Source organism: Herbidospora sp. RD11066 (genome assembly GCF_054661255.1).
Genome location: NZ_BAAGDO010000014.1, coordinates 114,747 through 137,704 on the forward strand (window position 1 = coordinate 114,747; position 22,958 = coordinate 137,704).

The 22,958-nt window shown below is 68.8% G+C and carries 18 protein-coding genes; 11 read left to right on the forward strand and 7 right to left on the reverse strand.

What is annotated here, in order from left to right; translation table 11 throughout:
* Positions 1 to 6: 6 nt before the first annotated feature.
* Positions 7 to 990 (reverse strand): CHRD domain-containing protein, encoded by a 984-nt coding sequence (locus ACYQ78_RS36600; RefSeq protein ID WP_459805571.1) that lies wholly within the window; start codon positions 988 to 990, stop codon positions 7 to 9.
* A 215-nt stretch (positions 991 to 1,205) separates the two neighbouring features.
* Here ACYQ78_RS36600 and cobA point away from each other — a divergent pair, with 215 nt between their 5' ends.
* The 3 genes from cobA to ACYQ78_RS36615 are packed head-to-tail and all read left to right on the forward strand — an operon-like array spanning position 1,206 to position 5,880.
* Positions 1,206 to 2,438, forward strand: a complete 1,233-nt coding sequence (gene cobA, locus ACYQ78_RS36605; RefSeq protein WP_459805572.1) for a uroporphyrinogen-III C-methyltransferase — start codon at positions 1,206 to 1,208, stop codon at positions 2,436 to 2,438.
* 47 nt (positions 2,439 to 2,485) lie between these two features.
* Complete coding sequence (locus ACYQ78_RS36610) at positions 2,486 to 4,258, forward strand: dynamin family protein (protein WP_459805573.1); 1,773 nt, start codon at positions 2,486 to 2,488, stop codon at positions 4,256 to 4,258.
* Complete coding sequence (locus ACYQ78_RS36615) at positions 4,255 to 5,880, forward strand: GTPase (RefSeq protein ID WP_459805574.1); 1,626 nt, start codon at positions 4,255 to 4,257, stop codon at positions 5,878 to 5,880. Before ACYQ78_RS36610 ends, ACYQ78_RS36615 begins: the two co-directional genes overlap by 4 nt.
* Positions 5,881 to 5,978: 98 nt before the next feature.
* Here the strand turns inward: ACYQ78_RS36615 and ssb are convergent, their stop codons facing one another.
* On the reverse strand, positions 5,979 to 6,518 hold the full coding sequence (gene ssb, locus ACYQ78_RS36620; RefSeq protein WP_459805575.1) for a single-stranded DNA-binding protein: 540 nt from the start codon (positions 6,516 to 6,518) through the stop codon (positions 5,979 to 5,981).
* 1,554 nt (positions 6,519 to 8,072) lie between these two features.
* Between ssb and ACYQ78_RS36625 the strand changes: the two genes are divergently transcribed.
* The 4 genes from ACYQ78_RS36625 to ACYQ78_RS36640 all read left to right on the forward strand — a co-directional run bounded on the left by ACYQ78_RS36625 (position 8,073) and on the right by ACYQ78_RS36640 (position 15,075).
* Positions 8,073 to 9,293, forward strand: a complete 1,221-nt coding sequence (locus ACYQ78_RS36625; protein ID WP_459805576.1) for a GGDEF domain-containing protein — start codon at positions 8,073 to 8,075, stop codon at positions 9,291 to 9,293.
* A gap of 21 nt (positions 9,294 to 9,314) precedes the next feature.
* Complete coding sequence (gene ettA, locus ACYQ78_RS36630) at positions 9,315 to 10,979, forward strand: energy-dependent translational throttle protein EttA (RefSeq protein WP_459805577.1); 1,665 nt, start codon at positions 9,315 to 9,317, stop codon at positions 10,977 to 10,979.
* 766 nt (positions 10,980 to 11,745) lie between these two features.
* Positions 11,746 to 12,432 carry an HAD family hydrolase gene (locus tag ACYQ78_RS36635; protein ID WP_459805578.1) on the forward strand — a complete coding sequence of 229 codons (687 nt, stop codon included), beginning with the start codon at positions 11,746 to 11,748 and terminating at the stop codon, positions 12,430 to 12,432.
* A gap of 84 nt (positions 12,433 to 12,516) precedes the next feature.
* The gene (locus ACYQ78_RS36640; RefSeq protein ID WP_459805579.1) at positions 12,517 to 15,075 is read left to right on the forward strand and encodes a glycosyl hydrolase family 18 protein; all 2,559 of its coding nucleotides are present in this window, start codon (positions 12,517 to 12,519) and stop codon (positions 15,073 to 15,075) included.
* A 115-nt stretch (positions 15,076 to 15,190) separates the two neighbouring features.
* On the opposite strand, the gene ACYQ78_RS36645 is transcribed toward ACYQ78_RS36640, so the two are convergent.
* Positions 15,191 to 15,538 carry a hypothetical protein gene (locus ACYQ78_RS36645; RefSeq protein ID WP_459805580.1) on the reverse strand — a complete coding sequence of 116 codons (348 nt, stop codon included), beginning with the start codon at positions 15,536 to 15,538 and terminating at the stop codon, positions 15,191 to 15,193.
* Between the two features lie 93 nt (positions 15,539 to 15,631).
* Here ACYQ78_RS36645 and ACYQ78_RS36650 point away from each other — a divergent pair, with 93 nt between their 5' ends.
* Together ACYQ78_RS36650 and ACYQ78_RS36655 are read left to right on the forward strand one after the other, a co-directional pair.
* The gene (locus ACYQ78_RS36650) at positions 15,632 to 16,339 is read left to right on the forward strand and encodes an SDR family oxidoreductase (protein WP_459805581.1); all 708 of its coding nucleotides are present in this window, start codon (positions 15,632 to 15,634) and stop codon (positions 16,337 to 16,339) included.
* Positions 16,340 to 16,348: 9 nt separating this feature from the next.
* Entirely contained in the window at positions 16,349 to 16,804 is a 456-nt protein-coding gene (locus ACYQ78_RS36655) for a winged helix-turn-helix transcriptional regulator (RefSeq protein WP_459805582.1), read from the forward strand.
* 73 nt (positions 16,805 to 16,877) lie between these two features.
* Here ACYQ78_RS36655 and ACYQ78_RS36660 read toward each other — a convergent pair whose 3' ends face one another.
* From ACYQ78_RS36660 to ACYQ78_RS36675, 4 genes are all read right to left on the reverse strand, one after another.
* Positions 16,878 to 18,371, reverse strand: a complete 1,494-nt coding sequence (locus ACYQ78_RS36660; RefSeq protein ID WP_459805583.1) for a glycoside hydrolase family 13 protein — start codon at positions 18,369 to 18,371, stop codon at positions 16,878 to 16,880.
* A gap of 1 nt (position 18,372) precedes the next feature.
* Entirely contained in the window at positions 18,373 to 18,750 is a 378-nt protein-coding gene (locus ACYQ78_RS36665; protein WP_459805584.1) for a globin, read from the reverse strand.
* Between the two features lie 34 nt (positions 18,751 to 18,784).
* Entirely contained in the window at positions 18,785 to 19,672 is an 888-nt protein-coding gene (locus ACYQ78_RS36670) for a mechanosensitive ion channel family protein (protein WP_459805585.1), read from the reverse strand.
* Between the two features lie 598 nt (positions 19,673 to 20,270).
* The gene (locus tag ACYQ78_RS36675) at positions 20,271 to 20,429 is read right to left on the reverse strand and encodes a hypothetical protein (protein WP_459805586.1); all 159 of its coding nucleotides are present in this window, start codon (positions 20,427 to 20,429) and stop codon (positions 20,271 to 20,273) included.
* 418 nt (positions 20,430 to 20,847) lie between these two features.
* Here ACYQ78_RS36675 and ACYQ78_RS36680 point away from each other — a divergent pair, with 418 nt between their 5' ends.
* Together ACYQ78_RS36680 and ACYQ78_RS36685 are read left to right on the forward strand one after the other, a co-directional pair.
* Positions 20,848 to 22,431, forward strand: coding sequence for a tetratricopeptide repeat protein (locus tag ACYQ78_RS36680; RefSeq protein ID WP_459805587.1), 1,584 nt, complete (start codon positions 20,848 to 20,850; stop codon positions 22,429 to 22,431).
* The gene (locus ACYQ78_RS36685) at positions 22,428 to 22,934 is read left to right on the forward strand and encodes a GNAT family N-acetyltransferase (RefSeq protein ID WP_459805588.1); all 507 of its coding nucleotides are present in this window, start codon (positions 22,428 to 22,430) and stop codon (positions 22,932 to 22,934) included. Before ACYQ78_RS36680 ends, ACYQ78_RS36685 begins: the two co-directional genes overlap by 4 nt.
* Positions 22,935 to 22,958 lie beyond the last annotated feature (24 nt).

Below are 22,958 nucleotides of genomic sequence, written 5' to 3' on the forward strand. Positions count from 1 at the left end.
AGCGGATTACCAACGGCCGCCGTGCAGCTGGCCGCGCACGGCGCCGCCGGGGAACTCGCCGGTGTGCAGGTTGGCGTAGTAGTTCTTCGGGGTCTTGTTGATGCGGTTGACGATCGCCGACGAGCTCTTGGCGATGCCGGCCAGGCCGTTGACGCCGGCCGGGAGGCCGCCGGTGGCCGCGAAGAAGTCGACGACGACCGCGCCGTTCTTGCCCTTGGGGGCCTTGTGGATGTGGGCGAGGGTCGGCGAGGCGATGTTCTCCCAGACCGTCGCGAAGTGGACCTTGCTGCCCTTGGCCCAGATCAGCCAGACGGCCTTGCCGTTCTTGTCGCCGACCTTCGTGCCGGGGGCCGGGACCTCCTGCCGGCCGTTGGCGATCGCGGTCAGCGTGGTCTTGGTCGCGCCGTTGGCCAGGACGTTGTCGAGGTGGATCGGCTTGATGCGGTGGAGCTGGGCCCGCACGGCGCCGCCGGGGAACTCGCTGGTGTGCAGGTTGGCGTACCAGCCGCCCGGGTTGTTCTTGATCCGGTTGAGCAGGGCCGCGTCGTTGACCGTCACGACGCCCTTGATCGCGCTCAGGCTGGTCGGCAGGGCGGCGCCGAAGAACGGGACCTTGACGTCGCCGTTCTTGCCCTTCACGCCCTGGTGGATGTGGAAGGCGCTGGGCGCCTTGGTGCCCTGCCAGCGGATGGCGTACTCCATCTGGTTGCCGCGGATGCGGAACACCGCGACCGCGATGCCGTCCTTGTCGCCGACCTTCGTCCCGGCCGCGGGGACCTCGTTCTTGCCGAGGAGCGTCGCCGCGAAGTAGGCGTCCGTGGACCGGTGGCCGGGGAGGGCGTTGGAGGCCTGCTCGGTGGTGGTGGCGGCGGGGGCGCCGTGTCCGGAGTGGTCGGTGCCCGGGGTTCCGTGTCCCGGAGTGGCGGCGGCGGGGGTCGCGGCGACCGCGGCGGCGAGGGCCAGACCAGGGACGATGAGCTTGCGCAGCATTTCGGGAACTCCATTTTTGTGGTTCGAGGGTGCTTGCGGATGACATTAGGAGTCGGGAAAGCCCGGTTCTGTGGTCAAATACGCACTCGGAGAACCTTGTGACCGACGTCACTCCTAAGGGGTGACAAGACCGATAACGACGATCTCTTGAGTCCCGTCCCAGGCCAGCCGGTAGGTTTACTGCCTAACGAAACCTGTGCCACAACGAGGGAGAAATGGCCCCCTATCTGCTCGGCCTGCGGCTCGACGGGCGGCGGGTGCTGGTCGTCGGTGGCGGCCGGGTCGCCCAGCGCCGCATTCCCGCTCTGCTCGACGCCGGCGCCGCGGTCACGCTGGTCTCACCCAGCGCGACCCCCGCGCTCGACGACCTGATCGCCGACGGCCGCGTCACCTGGGAACAGCGCCGCTACCAGGAGGGCGACGTCGACGACGCCTGGCTCGTGCACGCCTGCACGAGCGACCGCGCCGCCAACGCCGCCATCGCCGAAGAGGCCGAGGCCAAACGCATCTGGTGCGTCCGCGCCGACGACAAGGACGCCTCCGCCGCCTGGACGCCCGCCAGCGGCCGGGTCGGCGAGATCGGCGTCGCGGTCACCGCGGGGGGAGACCCCCGCCGCGCGGCCGGCATCCGCGACGCCGTGGTCGACGCCCTCCGCGACGGCGCGATCGACGCCCGCCGCCACCGCGACAAGCCCGTCGGTGTCGCCCTCGTCGGCGGCGGCCCCGGCGACCCCGGCCTCATCACCGTGCGGGGCCGCCAGCTCCTGGCCCAGGCCGATGTGGTGATCGCCGACCGCCTCATCCCCCGTTCCCTCCTGGACGAACTGAGCGCCGACGTCGAGCTCATCGACGCCGCCAAAGTGCCCTACGGCAGGTTCCTGGCCCAGGAGAAGATCAACGAGCTGCTGGTCGACCGGGCGCTCGCCGGGAAATTCGTGGTCCGCCTGAAGGGCGGCGACCCGTTCGTCTTCGGCCGGGGCGGCGAGGAGATGATCGCCTGCGCCGAGGCCGGCGTCCCCGTGATCGTCGTCCCGGGCATCACCAGCGCGGTCGCCGTGCCCGCCGCGGCCGGCGTGCCGGTCACCCACCGGGGCGTCAGCCAGGACTTCCACGTCGTCTCGGTGCACGTGGCCCCCGGGCATCCGGCGTCAACCGTCGACTGGAAGCTCTTGGCGGGATCAGAGGGAACCCTGATACTGCTGATGGCCGTGGAACGCATAGCGGAGATCGCCGACACTCTGCTGCGCGAGGGACGTTCGCCGGAAACTCCCGTAATGGTGGTACAGGACGGTACTCTTCCCACCCAACGGGCGGTGCGCGCGACCTTGCACGACGTAGCTGAGCGCGTCCACTCCGCGGGCGTACGGCCACCGGCGATCGTCATCGTCGGCGACGTCGTCAAGGTCGGTCAGGAGATCGAGATGGTGCGAGCGGAGCGAGCCCGATGAAGGCTGCCAACCAGACACCGCGGTCCGAACCCGCAGACGAGGCCGTCATGCCCGAGGAAGAACCAGAGTCGCCCGGCGAGCAGACGCTCAGTTTCCGGGCGATCAAAGAAGACGACGACGCCCCCCCCGAAGCGGAGGAGGACTCCTACGAAGAGGAGTTCGACCTCCCCGAGCAGGTGTCCGGGGCGCTGACCGATGCGCTCACCCAGCTCCGCGAGGCCGTCACCGGCCTCCACCTGGGCCTCGACGTGCCCGGCGCCGACGAGGCCCGCAAGTCGCAGGCGGCGGTGCTGGCCCAGCTCGACGACTACGTCATCCCCCGCGTCCACCGCAGCACCGCCCCCGCCCTGATCGTCGTCGCCGGATCGACGGGGGCCGGGAAGTCCACCCTGGTCAACACCCTCGCCGCGCAGACCGTCAGCGCCACCGGCGTACGCCGCCCCACCACGGGCACCCCCGTCCTGGTCTGCAACCCGGCCGACGAGGCCTGGTTCCAGAAGGGCACGCTGCTGAGCGGCCTCGACCGGGTCGACGAACCGGGGGAGGGCCCCGGCGCCGACTCGATCGTGGTCGCCTCCACCAAGTGGCTGCCCCACGGCGTCGCCCTGCTCGACACCCCCGACATCGACTCGGTCGTCGAGGAACACCACGACATCGCCCACCGCATGCTCGACGCCGCCGACCTGTGGGTCTTCGTCACCAGCGCCTCCCGCTACGCCGACGCCCCCTCGTGGGGCCTGCTGAAGCTGGCCAAGGAGCGCGGCGCCCGCCTGGTGATCGTGCTGTCGCGCGTCCCGGCCCGCTCCCGCGAGGTCATCTCCAAGCACTTCACCCGCATGCTCGACGAATACGGCCTGGGCGAGGTGGAGCGCTTCATCATCAACGAGACCACCGTCACCAACGGCCGCCTGCCCGACGACGAGGTGGCCGACCTGCGCATGTGGCTGTCGGAGCTGTCCGTCGACGAGCAGCGCCGCGCGCTGGCCGTCCAGGCGACCCTGAACGGCGTGCTCAACAGCTTCCGCGCCCGCGTCCCCGCCCTGGCCCGCCACCTGGAGACCCAGGTCGCGCTCCGGGCCGACCTGCGCTCGGACATCGACGCCGCTTTCACCACCGCCCTGTCGGAGATCGAGGAGTCGACCCGCGACGGCTCGCTGCTGCGCGGTGAGGTGCTGGCCCGCTGGCAGGATTTCGCCGGCTCCGGTGACCTGATGCGCACCCTCCAGATCCGCAAGGCCAAGAACCACGGTCCCGAACGCATCGGCGCACTTCGTGGTGCCCTGCGCAGCGGCCTGGAGTCGCTCATCAGCACGGCCGTCCACCGCGCCTCCGAGGAGGTCGTCACCCGCTGGCGCCAGCGCGCCGGAGCGGGCGACCGCCTGGCCGCCCTGCCGGGCCTCGGCCGCCCCGAAGAAGACATCGACCGCCGCACCGCCCGCATGGTCGCCTCGTGGCAGGACCACGTGACCGAGCTGGTCCGCACCGAGGGCGTCACCAAGCGGTCGGTCGCCCGCCTGGTCTCCTTCGACGTCGAGTCGCTGGCCCTGATCTTCACCGTCGGCCTGCTCGGCTACGGCACCGCCGACGCCCCCGGCGGCAACGGAGCCCTCCCGCAGCGGCTCCTGCGCGGCCTCCTCGGCGCCGAGTCGCTCCGCAGCATCAGCGGAAAGGCCCGCTCCGACCTGCGCGCCCGCATCGGCTTACTGTTCGACGACGAGACGCTCCGGTACGTCGACGCCCTCGACGGAGCCGGCATCCCCGACGAGGCCGCGGCCACCCGCCTCTACCAGGCCACGTACAACCTTGAGGTAGCCCGATGACGATAACCGCCGAGCCCAGGCACGGCCTCGGCGCGCGGCTGGCCGCCCTGACCAGGGTGGTCGATCTCGGCCAGGGTCGCGAGGACGACGACCTGCTCACCGAGGCGACCCAACTGATCATCAGGGCCGGCAACCGCCTCAAACTCTCCCCCGACCACACGGTCGTGGCGTTGGCCGGCGGGACAGGAAGCGGCAAGTCGTCCCTGTTCAACGCCATCTCGGGCCTGGAACTGTCCCCAACGGGCGTCCGCCGCCCCACCACGGCCCGCACCCACGCGTGCGTCTGGGGCCTGGAGGGCGCCGCCCCCCTGCTCGACTGGCTCCAGATCCAGTGGCGCCACCGCTTCTCCCGGGCCAGTGCCCTCGACAAGGACGACGGCCAGCTCCACGGCCTGATCCTCATGGACCTCCCCGACCACGACTCGATCCGCGCCCTCACCGACACCGAGGCCGACCGCCTCATCACGGCCGCCGACCTGATCGTCTGGGTCCTCGACCCCCAGAAGTACGCCGACGCCTCCACCCACCGCCGCTACGTCACCGAGCTGGCGGGCCACGACGCCGTGACGGTGTTCGCCCTGAACCAGGCCGACAAGCTGACCTCGGAGGAGGTCGAGGAGTGCCTCGACGACCTCCGCGCGCTGCTGGCCCGCGAGGGCGTCGAGAATCCCCGCGTGGTCGCCACCTCGGCCGTGACCGGCGGCGGCATCGTCGACCTGAGGGCCGAACTGGCCGAGTCGGTCAGCGCCCGCCGGGCGGGCTACCTGCGCCTGGAGGCCGACCTCGACCGCCTGATGCTCCGCCTGGCCAAGGACATGCCGGCCATGCTCAAGGTCGACCCCACCATCGACCCCGCCCGCCGGGCGGGCCTGACCGACTCCCTGTGCGACGCCGTCGGCTCGCCCGCGGTCGGCGAGGCCTTGGAGAACGTCCACGGCACCCGCTCGATCGACTTCGTCGGCTGGCCGTGGGCCCGCTGGGCCGCCCGGATCCAGGGCGACCCGTTGAAGCACCTGAAGCTCGGCGACGTGAAAGACGAGATCCGCAGCCTGGTGGCCAACTCGGTCCACGCCCAGCCCGCCGAGGTCGACAACGCCGTCCAGGCCCTCTCGGACGGCCTGACCCAGGGCATGCCCGAACCCTGGCAGGACGCCGTCCGCGACGCCGCCCGCTCACGGTCGGGCCAGCTTCCCAAGGTCCTGACCGACGAACTGGCCGAGATCGCACCGCCCCTCGACCGCGTGCCCGGCTGGTGGCGCCTGGCCAAGACCTGGCAGTACCTCCTGGTCCTCCTGTTCGTGGCCGGCCTGGGGCTGACGGGCTCGATCCTGGCTTACGGCGTCTTCGGGGCGGGCGAGGCTCCCGTGGAACTGCTGGGAGACGTGGCCGCTCTGCCGTGGGTGCTGCTGATGATGGTCAGCGTGCTCGGCGTGGGCCTCCTCTCGGCGATAGCGAGCCGCAATTTCGTGGTCATGGCCGCGGGCAAGGAACGCGACCGTCTGGAGCGCGAAATGCGCCGCCGCGTCGCCGCCGTGGCCCAGGACCTGGTCATCGAACCGGTCGAACGCGAACTCACCCGATACAACGACTACTTCGCGGCTTTGGACACCTCCCGCCGCTAGGCCGACCTGGGGTTCCCGGCTGATCGGGCCGCCGAAACTGGTTGAGCCTCACGGGCCGGTCTGATCGGGGGAGGTGAACAGACCGGCCCTCGGGTTCGTCAGGCGGCCACGGGGGTCATCTCCTCGGGCCACGTCTCGGACTCCTCGTCCTCCGACGGCTCGTCCTGGCCCGCGCCGCCCTCCAGGACGCGCAGGCCGGGAGTGTTGAGCTCCCAGTCGCGGGTGTCGTCTTCCATCGCCCGCAGGTCCTCGTCGGTGGCGGGCCCCCGCGAGGCGCTCCGGGCCGGACGCTCGAAGGTGGAGATGCCCCACTTCAGGTCGTGGCCGACCGACGTGGCCTCCACCTCGACCCAGAAGCGCTGCTCGCCCTCACGCTCGAACTGCTTGACCCGGAGCTTGCCGACCACCACGACCGGCTGCCCCCGCCGGACCGACTGGGAGACGTGGTCGGCCAGCCCCCGGTAGGACCGAACGGTGTAGAAGGTCGTCTCGCCGTCACGCCAGGTCTGCGACTGGCGATCGAGGACCCGGCGGTCGACGGCCACCCGCATGGACGTGGCCCGGGACCCGTCGCCGAACGTGAACTGCTTCGGGTCGTCGGTGACATTGCCGGTCAGCGTCACGTAGATCTCGCTCATTGCTCTCTGTCCTCCGTCTGCCCGGACCCTCGCCGGGCTCGGACCCAACATTGGCCCGCCCTCCCAGAGGCCACCTGGACAGAATCCGATTCTGTGGATAACCCCTCGGGGCATCCGACCCTGTGGACAACTGCTCTCCGTCCAGAGAGCAACATCCCGTCACCCATGAGGTCGAGTTGGGCACCCCATGGCTGGGCCAGGGCGCTATCGCCGTCTGAAGAGCCGAATCGAGTGCTGAGAAACAAGGGTTCGGTCATCAGGCTCGTGACGGTGCCGCTCAGCGTGTGGCTGGGTGACCCCGGAAGGCGAGGCGGAAGTTCCCGAAAAGAAGCCGAGCGATGCCAGAGGCGCGGCCGACGTGCCCGAAAGGAAGCGGGCGACGCTGAGGGAGCGGCGGAGGTGCTCAGGGGAGCGGGACCGCTAGAGGTGCGGCCCAAGGACCTAGGAGGGAAGCGGGCGAGGCCGAGGAAGTGGCGGAGATGCTCAGGGGGAGCGGGAACGCTAGAGGCGCAACCCAGGGACCCTGGTGGGAAGCGGGCGACGCCGAGGAAGCGGCGGAAGTGCTCAAGGAAGCCGGGCGATGCTGGAGGCGCGACCCAAGCGCTCGAAAGAAGCCGACTGGGGGAACGGAAGTGCCAGGAGCACGGCGACGCTAGAGGCGAGGCTGCAGCGCCCGAAGGGAAGCAGGCTAGGGGCGCGGCCGAAGCGCCGATAGGGAGCTGGGAAATGCCGGGGTGCGGCGGGAATGCCGAACGGTGGCGGGTGATCCTCGTGGCGTTGCGGAAGGGCGAAGGAAGCTGGGTGACGCCAGAAGGCGAGACTGGTAGGGCCGTGGACGCCTCGGATGAGCACCCCTGACCGCTGAGGCATGCACCCACGGGATGAGAGCGATCTCCTGTCGGCGCAGGGCGGCGTTGCACTCGCCGAGCGAAGCGCACCCGCCGGGCTCGTCACGGGTCCCCGCGTCATCAGCGCAAATCAAGCCTTTGCCGCCAAACTCCCCTGGAAACCCAAAAACCAGACCTGGCAGGCGGGCGCCAGATCTGGTTTGTGATCTTCGGGTCCAAGAAAAGTTGGGGGACCCGGTTCGCCGCCCCGGATGGGGAGATCCGGAAGCGGTCATCTACTGGCTGAGCATCTGAGAGACGGTCGCTGGTGCGCGATGGAGGGGGCATCGGCCGTGCGCGGCCGGTATCCCTTTCGCTGTCTTACCAGCGTGGGGAGGACGGCCGATGGCGACTATTCGTGTCGCTGCTAGAGCACCAGACAGGTCAGGTCCAGACAACGCCCCGAGCCATGGCTGCTCCTTTCCACGCACAACCCGCTCCGATTGAGCGGTTTACCTCCGTGCCGGCCACCGGAATGTGATGACCACCTCGCCCAAGGTAGCGGTTCCCGTCGCGCGCCGCACACTCCGCAACTATTGTGTTACACATCGTGAGACGCTGAGTTCAGCGGATGAGAAGGCGTTTGGGGGAGCGGATGACAGCGCCCAGTCAGACCTCGGCCAAACCAATCGGGGGGCCTGCGTCACGGGCGGGCCGCTGGCCTTTGATGGCACAGCGACGCCCGCTGGTCGGCTATCTCTTTCTGATCGTCACCATCGATCTCGCCGCGATCGTCGGGCTGGCCCTCGGGACGGTCCCCTCGATCGGCGATCTGGTGGTGTTCTGCTCGCTCATGGCCTGTGGAGCCGTGTGCATCGAGGCGACCCGGCGGCTCGGCATGCCCGCCGGGGTGTCCCGTGACCTGCTCTCGGCCTGGTGGCTGCCGGTGGCGTTGCTGTTGCCGCCGGTCTACGCCCTCCTGGCGCCGATCCCGTTGCAGATCCTGCTCCAGTTGCGGGTCCGCGCGACGGTCGCCTACCGGCGGGTCGTCACATCGGCGGCGATCGGGCTGGCGGCGGGGGCCGCCTCGCTGGTCTTCCACTCGCAGGTCGACGACCCGGCCCGGCTGACCGAGGGGGTGGGGTGGCCGATCGTGCTGGCCGTCGGCTGCGCGGCGCTGTTCACCATCCTCAACACCGCCCTGATCGCCATCGCCGCCCACACCGCCGACCCCGACCTTCGCTGGCGCGATGTGCTGTGGGATCGGGAGAGCCTGCTGCTCGACGCGGTGGAGCTGTGTCTCGGGCTGATCGTCGCGATCATGTGCGGGCTCAACATGCTGCTGCTCGTCCTGGCGCTGCCGCCGGTCATGCTGCTGCAACGCAGCCTGATGCACGCCCAGCTCCAGGCCGCCGCCCGCACCGATCCCAAGACCGGGCTGCTCAACGCGGCCGCCTGGCAGCGGGAGGCCGACACCGAGATCGTCCGGGCCCATCGCACGGGCGAGATGCTGGCGCTGCTGATCGTCGACATCGACCACTTCAAGCGGGTCAACGACACCTACGGGCATCTCGTCGGTGATCAGGTGCTCATCGGGGTGGCGGCCACACTGCGCTCCCAGCTCCGTGACTACGACGTCGTCGGGCGGTTCGGCGGTGAGGAGTTCGTGGTCCTGCTGCCCCGGGCCGATCTGGCCGAGGCGCGGCGGGTGGCCGAGCGGCTGCGCAGCCGAGTGGGCCGCATGGCGGTGCCGGCCGACGACGCGATGATCACGGTCACGATCTCGCTGGGGGTCGCGATCATGAACGTCCACGGGCATGATCTCATTGAGCTGCTGGCCGCCGCTGACCTGGCGCTTTACCGGGCCAAAGAGCTCGGGCGCGATCGGGTCTGTCTCCCGGCCCAGCAGATGCCCCCGCCCGGCGGTAAGCCAGCAACCGCGTGCTGAGTTGGCACTAAGCTTGTTTGCATGGCCGAGTACATCTACACGTTGCAGCGCGTGCGCAAAGCACACGGCGACAAGGTGATCCTTGACGACGTCACGCTGTCCTTCCTGCCCGGAGCGAAGATCGGGGTGCTTGGCCCGAACGGAACGGGCAAGTCCACCCTCCTGCGCATGATGGCCGGCCTCGAGCCGACCTCGAACGGTGAGGCCAAGCTGATGCCCGGCTTCACCGTCGGCATGCTGCAGCAGGAGCCTCCGCTCAACGAGTCCAAGACCGTTCTCGGAAACGTCGAGGAGGGCGTCGCCGAGACCAAGGCGATGCTCGACCGTTTCAACGCCATCGCCGAGCAGATGGCCACCGACTACAGCGACGCCCTGCTCGACGAGATGGGCAAGCTGCAAGACGAGCTCGACCACCGCAACGCGTGGGACCTGGAATCTCAGCTCGAGCAGGCGATGGACGCTCTCCGCTGCCCGCCGCCCGACGCCGAGGTGACCACCCTCTCCGGTGGTGAGCGCCGCCGCGTCGCGCTGTGCAAGCTGCTCCTGGAGCAGCCCGACCTGCTGCTCCTCGACGAACCCACCAACCACCTCGACGCCGAGAGTGTCAACTGGCTGGAGTCCCACCTCGAGAAGTACCCGGGCACCGTCCTGGCCGTCACCCACGACCGTTACTTCCTCGACAACGTGGCGACCTGGATCCTCGAGCTCGACCGCGGCCGTTGCTTCCCCTACGAGGGCAACTACTCGACCTACCTCGAGGCCAAGGCCGCCCGTCTGAAGGTCGAAGGCCAGAAGGACGCGAAGCGCAAGAAGCGCCTTGAAGACGAGCTCGAATGGGTCCGTTCCAACGCCCGCGCCCGTCAGACCAAGAGCAAGGCCCGTCTCCAGCGTTACGAGGAGATGGCCGCCGAGGCCGACAAGCACCGCAAGCTCGACTTCGAAGAGATCCAGATCCCGCCGGGCCCCCGCCTGGGCACCACGGTGATCCGGGCCGAACACCTGACCAAGGGCTTCGAAGACCGCATCCTGATGGACGGCCTCGACTTCGACCTGCCCCGCAACGGCATCGTCGGCATCATCGGCCCCAACGGTGTCGGCAAGACCACCATGTTCCGCATGATCACCGGCAGCGAGACCCCCGACAAGGGCGCGATCGTCATCGGTGACACCGTGAAGATCTCCTACGCCGACCAGTCGCGTGGCGGCATCGACGCGAAGAAGAACGTGTGGGAGGTCGTGTCCGACGGGCTCGACTTCATCAAGGTCGGCAACGTGGAAATGCCGTCGCGGGCCTACATCGCCGCGTTCGGCTTCAAGGGCCCCGACCAGCAGAAGAAGGCTGGGGTGCTGTCGGGTGGCGAGCGCAACCGGCTCAACCTGGCGCTGACCTTGAAGCAGGGCGGCAACGTGCTGCTGCTCGACGAGCCGACCAACGACCTCGACACCGAAACGCTGTCGTCGCTGGAGAACGCGCTCCTCGACTTCCCCGGCTGCGCCGTGATCACCTCCCACGACCGTTGGTTCCTCGACCGGATCGCGACCCACATCCTGGCCTGGGAAGAGGGCTCGAACTGGTTCTGGTTCGAGGGCAACTTCGCCGACTACGAGAAGAACAAGATCGAGCGCCTCGGCGCCGACGCGGCTCGTCCCCACCGGGTGACCTACCGGAAGCTGACCCGCGACTAACCGCTTTGAGCGGCGAGCCCCAGGCGTCGATCTGACCCAGAAGTAGCAGTTCGCAGGCCGGTTCCGAAGCTCGGAGCCGGCCTCCGCGTTCCGGGGCCGCATGTGGTTCAACTGCGGCCTGCTCATCCGAAAAGGTGCTCCTGTATGGCATCCCGAATGGCGGACCCGGACAGTGGCTCCGAATGGCGTTCCCATGCGGCGGACCTGGGCCGGCGGTCCCGTGCGGCGGACCTGAACGGCAGTCCCGAATGGCGGTCCGGAACGGCGGTCCCGAACGGTGAACCCGGACAGTGGCTCCGAATGGCGTTCCCACGCGGCGGACCTGGGCCGGCGGTCCCGTGCGGCGATCCCGTGCGGCGGTCCCGAACGGCGGTCCGGAACGGCGATCCCGAACGGTGAACCCGGACAGCGGCTCCGAACCGCGGTCCCGAATGGCGGACCCGTGCGGCGGACCCGGACAGCGGCTCTGAACGGCGATCCGTGCGGCGGTCCCGAATGGCGGATCCGGACAGTGGCTCTGAATGGCGATCCTGTGCGGCGGTCTCGAATGGTGGCTTCGAACGGCGGGCCCGAACGGTGGTCTCGGGCGATGGTCCCGAACAGTGGTCCCGAATGGTGGCTTCGAATAGTGGCTTCGAATAGTGTCCCGAACGGCGATCCCAGATGGTGGCCCCGGGCGCCGACTCCGAATGGCGGCTCCGGATGGCGGTCTCGGCTGGCCGGTCTCGGGCAGTGGTTTTGAACAGTGGTTTCGGAAGGCGGCGGTGTGCGGCGCGGTGTTTCGGTGGTCACCTTCGATGGTGATGAGACGTTGTGGGACTTCCAAGGCGCGCTGCGACGTGCCCTCGTGCTCGCCCTCGACCTGTTCCTCGCCGAAGGCGCGACCATCGACGGCGAGCCCGTCACGCTCGACTGGCTGGCGAAGGCCCGTGAGGCAGTGGCCGCGCGTCCCGCGTTCGCCAACGCTCGCATGGAGGACATCCGGCGGGTCTCCTTCGAGGAGTGCGCCCGTCAGGCGTCCCTGCCCGACGAGTTCGCCGATCGGGTGTACGCCGAGTTCATGCACGCCCGCCACGCCGAAGTCAGGCTTTATCCAGACACGCTCCCCTGCCTGGAAGCGCTGGCAGCGATGGGCCTCAGGCTGGGCCTGATCACCAACGGCAACTCGCGTCCCGGCCCGCTCGGCCTGGACGCCCTGCTGTCCTGCACCGTCGTCGCCGCAGAGTGCGGCTACCGCAAACCCGACCCCCGTATCTACCACCACGCCGCAGCCAAACTGGGCGTCGCCGCCGCGGAGTGCGTCCATGTCGGCGACCACATCACCGAAGACGTCCAGGCATCGGCCGAGGCCGGTATGCGCGCCGTCTGGCTCGACCGCTCCCGTACAGGTGAAGGCGCGCGGGCTTGGCGGACCGTTACGAGCCTGGAGGCGCTGCCCGCGCTGCTGGAGTGACGTTTGGGTCTTTACCTCTTGACAGGCCGGGTTTACGCTTCGCGGTATCTCTTAGGAAACTTTCCTTTAAGAAAGGTTCCCCACGTGCGCAGACTCGTTTCTCTCCTCCTGGGACTGGTTGTCACCGCCGTCCTGGCCGTCACACCCGCCTACGCGGCGGCCCGGCTCACCGCGACCTTCGGACTGTCGGGCACCACCGGCAAGTTCGTGGTCGCCAACTCGGGCGACACCGCTGCCAGCGGCTGGTCGATCACCTTCGACCTGCCCGCCGGGGTCACCGTCAGCAACGCGACACACGCTACGACCACGCAGACGGGAACACGGGTCAAACTCACCCCCGCCTACTACATCGCGACCCTTCAGGCGGGCCGCAACACTGAGCCGTACAGTCCGACCTTCACCCTCAGCTCGGCGGCGAGCCCGACCTCCTGCACGATCGCGGGCGCCGCCTGCGACGGCAGCGGCGGACCGCCGCCCCCGGCGCCGCCGCTGGTCGCCGAGTACAACGCCAACGGCACGGCCGCCAGCATCGTGATCTCCAACAACGCCACGACCGCGCTCACCGGCTGGTCGGTCGTCTTCGACCTGCCCGCCGGGGTCACCGCGAGCAACGCCCAGCACGGCGCGATCAGCCAGACTGGCCGGACGGTCACCGTCACCCCCGCCCACTACAACGGCACGATCCAGCCCGGCCGCAGCACCGAGCCCTACAGCCCGGCGTTCACGCTCAGCCAGGCCAACGCGCAGGCGACCGGCTGCCGCGTCAACGACGTCAACTGCGACGGCTCCGCCGACACCCCGCCCGGCGCTCCCGGCAACCTGTCCTCGCCGGTCAAGACCACGCGGACCGTCTCGCTGACCTGGACGGCGCCCACCCCGGGCAGCCTGCCGATCACCGGCTACGAGGTCTACGGCGGCCCGGCCACGATCGCCGCCACCGGCACCTCGGCCACGGTCACCGGCCTCAACCCGAACACCAACTACACGTTCACCGTCAAAGCCAAGGACCGGAAGGGCACGCTCGGAGCGGCCAGCGCCGCGCTGAGTGTGCGTACCAACAATCCGGCGGACGACACGACGGCGCCGAGCGTGCCGGGGAACCTCAGGAGCACGGCCAAGACCTCCGGCAGCGTCACCCTGGCCTGGAACGCCTCCACCGACAACACCTCGGTCGCCAACTACGACATCCTGGTGAACGGCACCGTGGCCACCACGGCGCTCGGCACCTCGGGCACGGTCATCGGCCTGTCGCCGTCGACCGAATACACCTTCACCGTGCGGGCGCGCGACGGCTACGACAACCTGTCGGCCGCCAGCGCGCAGCTCAAGGTGACCACCGCCGACATCGTCGAGAGCGGCTACGCCAAGGTCGGATATTTCGTGCAGTGGGGGATCTACGGGCGGCAGTACTTCGTCCGCAACCTCGACACCACCGGCGCGGCGGCGAAGCTGACCCACCTCAACTACGCCTTCGGCAACATCGACCCGGTCAACCTGACCTGTCTCCAGGGCGTGACCCGGGGCACCACGGCCAACCCGCAGGACCCCAACCAGGGTGACGGCTCGGGCGACGCCGACGCCGACTACGGGCGGCCGTTCAGTGCGGCGCAGTCGGTTGATGGGGTCGCCGACACCGGCTGGGAGGCGCTGCGCGGCAACTTCAACCAGCTCAAGAAGCTCAAGGCCAAGCACCCACACCTGAAGGTGCTGATCTCCCTGGGCGGCTGGACCTACTCCAAGTACTTCTCCGACGTCGCCGCCACCGACGCCGCGCGCAAGAAGTTCGTCACCTCGTGCCTCGACATCTACATCAAGGGGAACCTGCCGATGGCCGGCGGCGCGGGCGGTCCGGGCGTGGCCGCCGGGATCTTCGACGGCATCGACCTCGACTGGGAGTGGCCGGGCGCCGAAGGCCACCCGGGCAACCACGTCAGCCCGGCCGACAAGGCCAACAACACCCTGCTGATCGCCGAGTTCCGCCGCCAGCTCGACGCCCTCGGCGCGCAGACCGGCAAGCGCTACCAGCTGACCGCGTTCACCCCCGCCGACCCGGTGAAGGTCGCCGCCGGCTGGGACCTGCCCGAGGTCGCCAAGTCGCTCGACATCTTCAACGTCCAGGGCTACGACTTCCACGGCGCGGGCAGCGACAACTCCTGGGAGCCCAACCGGACCGGCCACCAGGGCAACCTCTACGCCGATGTCGACGACCCCTACAACTTCCACTTCAGCGTCGAAAACGCCGTCAACGTCTACACCAACGCCGGGGTCAGCCCCCGGAAACTCACCATCGGCCTGGCCTTCTACGGGCGAGGCTGGCAGGGCGTCGCCGACGGCGGCAAGTTCGGTGAGTGGCAGACCGCCACCGGCGCCTCCCAGGGCCAGTTCGCCGACGAGGCCGGCACCCGCGGCTACTCCAACCTGATCGCCTCGGTCCCCGGCTGCACCCCCCGCCACGACGAACAGTCCGTCGCCACCTTCTGCCACACCGGCAACGGCGGCACCTGGTGGACCTTCGACGACACCTGGTCGATCGGCAGGAAGACCGCCTGGCTCAAGAGCAGGAACCTGCTCGGCGCCATGATCTGGGAGATGTCCGGCGACACCGGCACCCTCATGTCCGCTGTGGACGCGGGCCTGCGCTAACAGAAAATCCTTCTTCTCCGTTACGGCTCCGCCTACCCCGACCCCGACCACCGCCCCCGCGACCCGCCGTATCCGGCGCCGACCACCCGCTCCCGCTCCAGTGGTCGACGCCGGATCACGGCAACTGATCGTCGGGCATCCAGCAGCCGTAGTCCGACAACGGCATGCGCTCGTCGAGCACGATCCGATGCACTTCCCCCGCCGGGGACAGCCCGTCGTCACGATCGACGACCCGCTGCCCCGGCCGTGGCGGCTCCGCCGCGTCGCCCGCCAGCTTCCCGAACCGGTCGAGCATGGTGCCGACGACGTCGTACAGATCGGCGAGGTGCGCGTCCTCGTCATCGTTGTCGGGATGGAGCTCCCGGAAGGCCGCCCGCGCCGCCGCCATGAACCGCTCCGGATCCACGACCACGACGTCCCGGCGCGTCCGGACGCTGATCGTCATGCCCGCTCGTAATTCCATCGCCCGAAGGTACCCCCGGCGGCCCTGAGTTGGACATTACAACTCAGGTCGGCTAGGTTCTGGGTAGGAACTCAGAACTCAGGGGGTACGCACATGGACATCCAGAACTCCGTCGCCGTGGTGACCGGGGCCAACCGTGGCCTGGGCCGTCAGCTCGCCGCCGAGCTGCTCAAGCGCGGGGCCACGAAGGTCTACGCGGGCGCCAGGCGCCCCGAGTCGATCGACCTGCCGGGAGTGGTGCCGATCCAGCTCGACATCACCGACCCCGCGTCCATTGAGAGCGCCGCCAAGAGCGCGCCCGACGCCACGCTGCTGATCAACAACGCCGGCATCAGCACCGGCGTGGGCCTGATCGAGGGCGACCTCGCCGACATCAGGCTGGAGATGGAGACCCACTTCTTCGGATCCCTCGGGGTCGCCCGCGCCTTCGCGCCCATCCTCACCGCCAATGGGGGAGGGGCGATCCTCAACGTGCTGTCCGTCCTGTCCTGGGTGCACTTCCCCACGGTGGGCGGCTACAGCGCGGCCAAGGCCGCCGAGCTGGCCATGACCAACGTGATCCGCCAGGAACTCGCCCCGGCGGGCATCGACGTCACCGCCCTCCACGTCGGCTACATGGACACCGACATGGCCCGCAACGTCAGCGCCGACAAGATCGACCCGGCGCTCGTCGCCTCACTGGCCCTCGACGGCATCCAGTCGCGCGCCCTCGAAGTGGTCGCCGACGACACCAGCCGCAACGCCAAGTCGGCCCTCTCGGGCCCGCTGCACCAGCTCTACCCTGGTCTCCCGACTAACTAGGCTGTCGCCATGAGCTCCGCCACCTGCGAATCAGAAGAGATGTGCTCGATCGCCCGCACGATCGAGGTCGTCGGCGACAAGTGGACCATCCTGATTCTGCGCGAGGCGGCGCTCCGGCAGGTGACCCGCTTCGCCGACTTCCGCGACGGGTTGAGGATCGCCCCCGACATCCTCACCAGCCGCCTGAACACGTTGCTCGACGCGGGCGTCATGGAGAAACAGCCCTACCGCGAACCGGGCGCCCGCACCCGCTACAGCTACCACCTGACCCCGGCGGGCGAGAAGCTGATCGTCGTGCTCGCCGCCCTCCAGCAGTGGGGCGACGAACACCGCCCCCCGAGCTCGGGCCCCTCGGTCCTCCGCCGCTCGGCCGACCACGGCCGCCCGGTCCGCGTCGCGTTCGTCGACGACACCGACGCCGTGGTCCCCGCCGACGGGGTGAAGTTCACCTACGCCGCCGGGTAGAAGTTCTTCCTCCGGGGGCGGAAGTCCATGGGAGAAGCGAACGGGTGGAATTCTTTCCTTCTTGGAACAAGGCTCAGGTCAGCAGCCAGGCTCCGCCGTCGGGCGGGAGGAGGTCGTCGACCAGGGGCGCCGAGGCCAGGGCGATCTCCTTGTGCTCGGGCAGCGCGACCGCGACGTCGCCGCAGTTGATCGCGCAGATGACCGAGCCCCGGCGGAAGAACAGGGTGTCGGCCGGGCCGGGCAGCCACTCGATCTCGTCGCCCTCCATGATCCGTTTCCGCCAGGCCAGCGCCGCCTTGTAGAACGACAGCGTCGAGGTCGGGTCGCCGGCCTGGCGCTCGGCCGACAGCAACGCCCAGCTCGACGGCTGGGGGAGCCATGATTCCCCCGTACCGAAGCCATAGGGGCTCGAAGAGCCCGACCAGGGGAGCGGGACCCGGCAGCCGTCGCGGCCGGGGAGTTCGCCGTCGGTGCGGAAGAAGATCGGGTCCTGCCGCTTGTCGGGAGGAATTTCCACCACCTCGGGGAGGCCGAGTTCCTCCCCTTGGTAGAGATAAGCCGACCCCGGGAGGGCCAGCATCGCCAGGAGGGCGGCCTTCGCCCGGTCGACGCCGCCCGACGGCGACAGCGAGCCCTCGCCGTAGCGGGTGACATGGCGCACCGCGTCGTGGCTCGACAGCACCCATGTGGGCGCGGTGATCTCGGTCAGGGTCTTGTCGATCACCGCCCGGAACGCGTCGGCCGACCACGGCGCCTTCAGCCAGGCGAAATTGAAGCTCTGGTGGAGTTCGTCAGGTCGTACATAAAGAGCGAGATCCTCCGGAGTGTCGGTCCAGACCTCGCCGACGAACGCGCGGTCACCGGGGTAGGAGTCCATGAGGGCCCGCCACTCGCGGTAGACCCCGTGGACCTCCGGGCGGCTCGACATCGGGCTGCCCGACACGAAGCCCTCGCGGGTGTCGGGCAGGTCTTCGGCCTTGTAGAGGCCGTTGGCGACGTCGATGCGGAAGCCGTCGACCCCCCGGTCGAGCCAGAACCGCAGCACGTCGAGGAACTCGGCGTGCACCTCGGGGTTGCGCCAGTTGAAATCGGGCTGCTCGGGGGCGAACAGGTGGAGGTAATAGGAGCCGTCGGCGACGCGGGTCCAGGCCGGGCCGCCGAAGACCGACTGCCAGTCGTTGGTCTCCGTCCGGAACAGGTAGCGGTCGCGCTTGATGCCGAGCAGCGCCTCGCGGAACCACGGGTGCTCGACCGAACTGTGGTTGGGGACGATGTCGACCATCACCCGGATGCCCAGGTCATGGGCGTTCGCGACGAGCGCGTCGAAGTCGGCGAGCGTGCCGAACACGGGGTCGACGTCGCGGTAGTCGGCGACGTCGTAGCCGCCGTCGGCCATCGGCGAGGTGTAGAAGGGCGTCAGCCAGACGGCGTCGACGCCCAGCTCCGCCAGGTAGGGGAGACGGCTGGTCACTCCGGGCAGGTCGCCGACGCCGTCTCCCGAGGCGTCGGCGAAGCTGCGGACGTAGATCTCGTAGACGACGGCGTCGCGCCACCAGGGGGAGGTCATCTCATGCGTTTACCAGGCTGTGGGCGGCGTAAACCAGGTATTGCCACAGCTTGCTCTCCTGCTCGGCGGGGAGTTGGAGATCGTTGACGGCGTCGCCCATGTGCTTCAGCCAGGCGTCGCGCTCGGCCTCGCCGATGACGAACGGGGCGTGGCGCATGCGCAGCCGGGGGTGGCCGCGCTCGACGCTGTAGGTGTTCGGGCCACCCCAATATTGCACCAGGAACATGCGCAGACGATCTTCGGCGCCCTCGAAGTCGTCTTCTGGGTAAAGGGGTTTGAGCAGCGGGTCTTCGCGGACGCCCTCGTAGAACCGGTGGACGAGGCGGTTGAAGGTCTCCTCGCCGCCGACAAGATCGTAAAAGGTCTGCTCGCTACTCACCGTCTCAGGTTAAAACAGCTCCCGAGTGCCGGTGTCACGCGATCGTGGCGATGGCCAGGCCGCGCTCGTCGAAAGCCCGCTTGATCCGGGCCCGCAGCTCGCGCGCGACCTCGTGTTGCTTGCCCGGCGCGGTCTTGGCGACCACCCGGAAGACGATGGCCGTGCCCGAGATCTGCTCCATGCCGAAGACCTGGGGCTCCTCGACGATGACGCTGTCGCGGTAGTCCTGCTCCTCCCACATCTCGGTGGTCACGCCGACCAGGAGTTCCCTGGTCACGGCCACGTCGGAGTCGTAGGCGACCGGGATGTCCACGAGGGCGCGCGACCAGCCCTGCGACTCGTTGCCGACCCGGGTGATGGTGCCGTTGCGGACGTACCAGACCTTGCCGTCGGCGTCGCGGAGCCGCGTGATGCGCAGGCTGACCGCCTCGACGGTGCCGGTGGTGACCGCGACGTCGACGACGTCGCCGACGCCGTATTGGTCTTCCATCAGCATGAACATGCCGGCGATGAAGTCCTTCACGAGCTCCTGGGCGCCGAAACCTATGGCGACGCCGAGGATGCCGACGCTGGTCAGCAGGGGTGCCAGGTCGAGGCCGAGGCGCGAGATGACCATCAGCAGGGCGGTGCCGAGGATCACTATCGACGTGATGTGCTTCAGCACCGAGCCCAGCGTCTCGGAGCGCTGGCGGCGGCGCTCGGCGAGGATCGCGTCGAGACCCTCCTGCGGGCCGCCGAACCGGGAGCGCAGCCGCTCCGGCATCGACACGGAGGAGGCACGGTTGGAGACGCGCTTGATCAGGCGGTGCACGATGGCCCGGAGTATCAGCGCGACAACGAGGATCAGCACGATCGCGATGGTCGCGCTGAGCAGGCCTGCGATGATCTTGGCCCAATCGCCGTTCGAAATGAGACTGCTCATCAGGTTACAGAGCCCGAAGTCGTCTGAACTACACAATGCGGTGGCCGCTTCCTTCGGATCCGGTATGAAGCCCTCCGGAGTCGGCGATGTAAGCGGAGACGGCGAGACGACGGTCGGTATAGGCGTCGCGACGGGTGTGGCGATAGGTGTCGCGACGGGGGTCGGGCTCGGGGAGAGCAGGAACACGGAGTGGATCCCCCTCGGATCGGCTCGGTCGGATTCGGGCAGCCTGCACCCATATTGCCGATCGAACCGGCTGCCGTCACATTCACGCCGGGGGACGTGAGCATCGTCTCACCGGGCCGCGGAGGGCGGCGGGACGGGTGCTCGTGTGGCGGTCAGCGGGGCGGAGACGCGCACCCGGAAGCGTGTCTCATGCCTTTCTCCGAGAGGGGGATCCCCCCCAGTGCCACCCGATTTCAGCAGGTGGCAGACCGGGGAAAACCGTGGACATCACCGAAATTCGGAGCCGGCGGGCCGGCCACAACGTTCCCGAGGGAACGTTCCGCACCGGGCCGCCCGCCGGCTCCGTGAGGCCGCGGCGGTGACGACGGGCCCCGGGTGACTGCGCTTCACCCGGCCCGCCGCCGTTAGCGATCTACTCGCCCACCGCGGCGAGAACGCGGGCGACCTTGCTGGCTGCCCCGGCCGGATCATCTGCTCGATGCATCCGCTCCCCCCAGGACCACCAGTAGTCGGCCGACTTGCAGACGACGTTCTCGGTGAGACTCGTCGCCTTCGGGTTGATCACTCGCACGAAGGCCCGTCCCGATTGGGTGGTTACGACCCGTGCGAGGAGCCCCCGCGAATCAAGCTCCGAAGCGAGGCGCTCCAGATGCCCGAAATCGTCCTCCCCCAACGATTCGTCCTTCCTCTCCCGCATTCCGAACCCTGCGTTCGGTGCTGGTTGGCCCAAGATGACTCACTGCGCCTGATGGGTCAACGAGGTGATAACTGGTCGTTGGATGCGGTTAGCACCAAGTGGGTTGAAGAATGTCGTCCGCCGGTGGACGATCCTCTATCAGCACGTTCTATTGCAGGTCCGGGCCACACCAAATCTGGTCCATTATTTCTTCTGGGCGTAGTGCAACCTCAAGGTTACGCTGTGTCAACGAATTGTGGACCGGTCGGGACATGTGGACGGCGCGTACGGCCGGCCACGGAGAGGGGCCGGTATGTCCGGCAGGCAGCACAAGGAAACGGAGACCGCCCGGCGGGTGCGGGCCAGAGGCCTGGCCAACGGGCGGAGTCTGGCGAGCATCGCCGAAGAGATCTTCGAGGCATGCTCGGTTCAGTTCGGTACGTCCCGGATCAAATGCCACCGCCTCTCATACGGCATCGCACTAGCCGACGTCATCGAACAAGTACGCGCTCTCTTCGAGCGAGACGGCAAGAACCCTCCGGGGATCGGGGAGACCCTCCTGTCGGCGTACGAGTCGGGGCTCAAGCGGCCCGGGCCCGAATACCTCCATTACCTGTGCACCGTCTACCGGGTTGAACCGGTCGCCCTCGGATACGAGGGTCCGTGCATCTGTGGCCACGGCCACCGGATGCCGGGCGTCGTACGCGGTGGCGACCCCCAAGAGGCAAGACCCGACGTTTCCCCGGTCCCGCGCGAACTGCTGCTCCAGACGGACGGCGGTGCAACCGCGCAGGGCGGGGGCGAGGAGGACGAGAACGTGCTACGGAGGACGCTGCTGAGGCTCCTGGCCGGTGGTGCCGGGGCGACGGCGGTTGGGCTCGACGCCCAGGTGCTCGCCGCCACGGAGAACAACCGGCGCAAAATGGACGACGTCATGGTGTCGGCCACGGTTTCCCCGGCGATGCTCGATCAGTGGGAAGAGGCCACGATCGGCTTCGGCAGGCAGTACATGAACACCCCACCCTTACGCCTGCTCTGCGACGTGCAGCTGGAGTTCTCCGCGATCCGCAAGGCGCTGGAGCGGCGCCAGCCGGTCGACCTGCAAGAGCGGTTATGCCGCATGGCCGCGCAGTTATCCGGCCTGACCGGCATGATCCTGATCGACCTGGGCGACCACCGGCTCGCCCGGACGTTCTTCCGCACCGGCCGCACCGCCGCCGACGAGACCGGCGACCGCGCGCTGCGGGCCTGGGTGACCGCCAGGGAATCCCTGGTGCCGCTCTACTACGGCGACCCGCGCGAGGCCCTGACCCTCGCGAAGAAGAGCCGCGACCTGGCGGGGCAGACCCCGTGCGCGGCCAAGACCATGGCCCCGGTCGTGGAGGCCCGCGCGCTGGCGATGCTCGCCGGTGCGACCGGCCAGAAGAAAGACGTCGTGGAGCAGGCCAAGCGGGCCCTCTCGCGGGCGCGGGCGGCCTTCGCCCAGATGGTGCCCTCGGAGCAGGAGGACGCCGCGTTCGGCTACACCGAGAGGCAGCTCTACTTCTACCAGGGCGACGTCCTGGTGAAGCTGGGCGAGACCCTGGAGGCCGACGTCGTCCTCGAACAGGCCCTCGGGCAATATGCCGGAGAGCCGCTCGACCAGACCCTCATCCGCATCGACCTGGCCATGTGCCGGCTGCTGGAAGGTGACCCCAAAGAGGCGGTCAAGCAGGGCCTCGACGCCCTGCACCGCATCGAGCACATCCACCGCACCGAACTGGTCATGGGCCGCGTCCACGACCTGATCAGAGCGGTCATCGCCAAGAACGGCGAAAGCGTGGAGGGGCTCAGGGACCTTCAGGACGAGGCGCTCATCCGGGCGACCATCTCCGCCGACCCCACGGTCAACATATGACGGCCCCTCTGCGGGTGCGCCGCTACCAGTTTTCGGATCTCGAAGAGGTATGGGCGCTGCACCAGGTCAGCCTGGCCCAGGTCGGGCTGACCCCCGGCGGCGGGGTCTACTACGACGACGACTTCCCCCGGATCAAGGAGATCTACCTGGAAGACCGGGGCGAGTTCCTGGTCGGAGAGGTGCCCGGCGGCCACATCGCCGCGATGGGCGGGCTGCGCCGGGTCGACGACCAGGTGGCCGAGATGTGCCGCCTGCGCGTCCACCCCGACTACCAGCGGCGCGGTTACGGCGCGTTGATCCTCGAGACCCTCGAAGAGCGGGCGCGCGAACTCGGCTACTCGGTGCTGCGCGGTGACACCACCCTGCAACAGGATGCGGCGGTCGCGCTCTATCGGAAGTACGGGTGGCGGGAAGTGAGCAGGGAGGAAAGAGGCGTTTCGGTTGTGCTTTATGGGGAGAAAGTCCTGACTTCTGCCCGTTCTTCGCAATTCACCCCCAGATAGTCGGGTTCTACTATTGGCGAAACG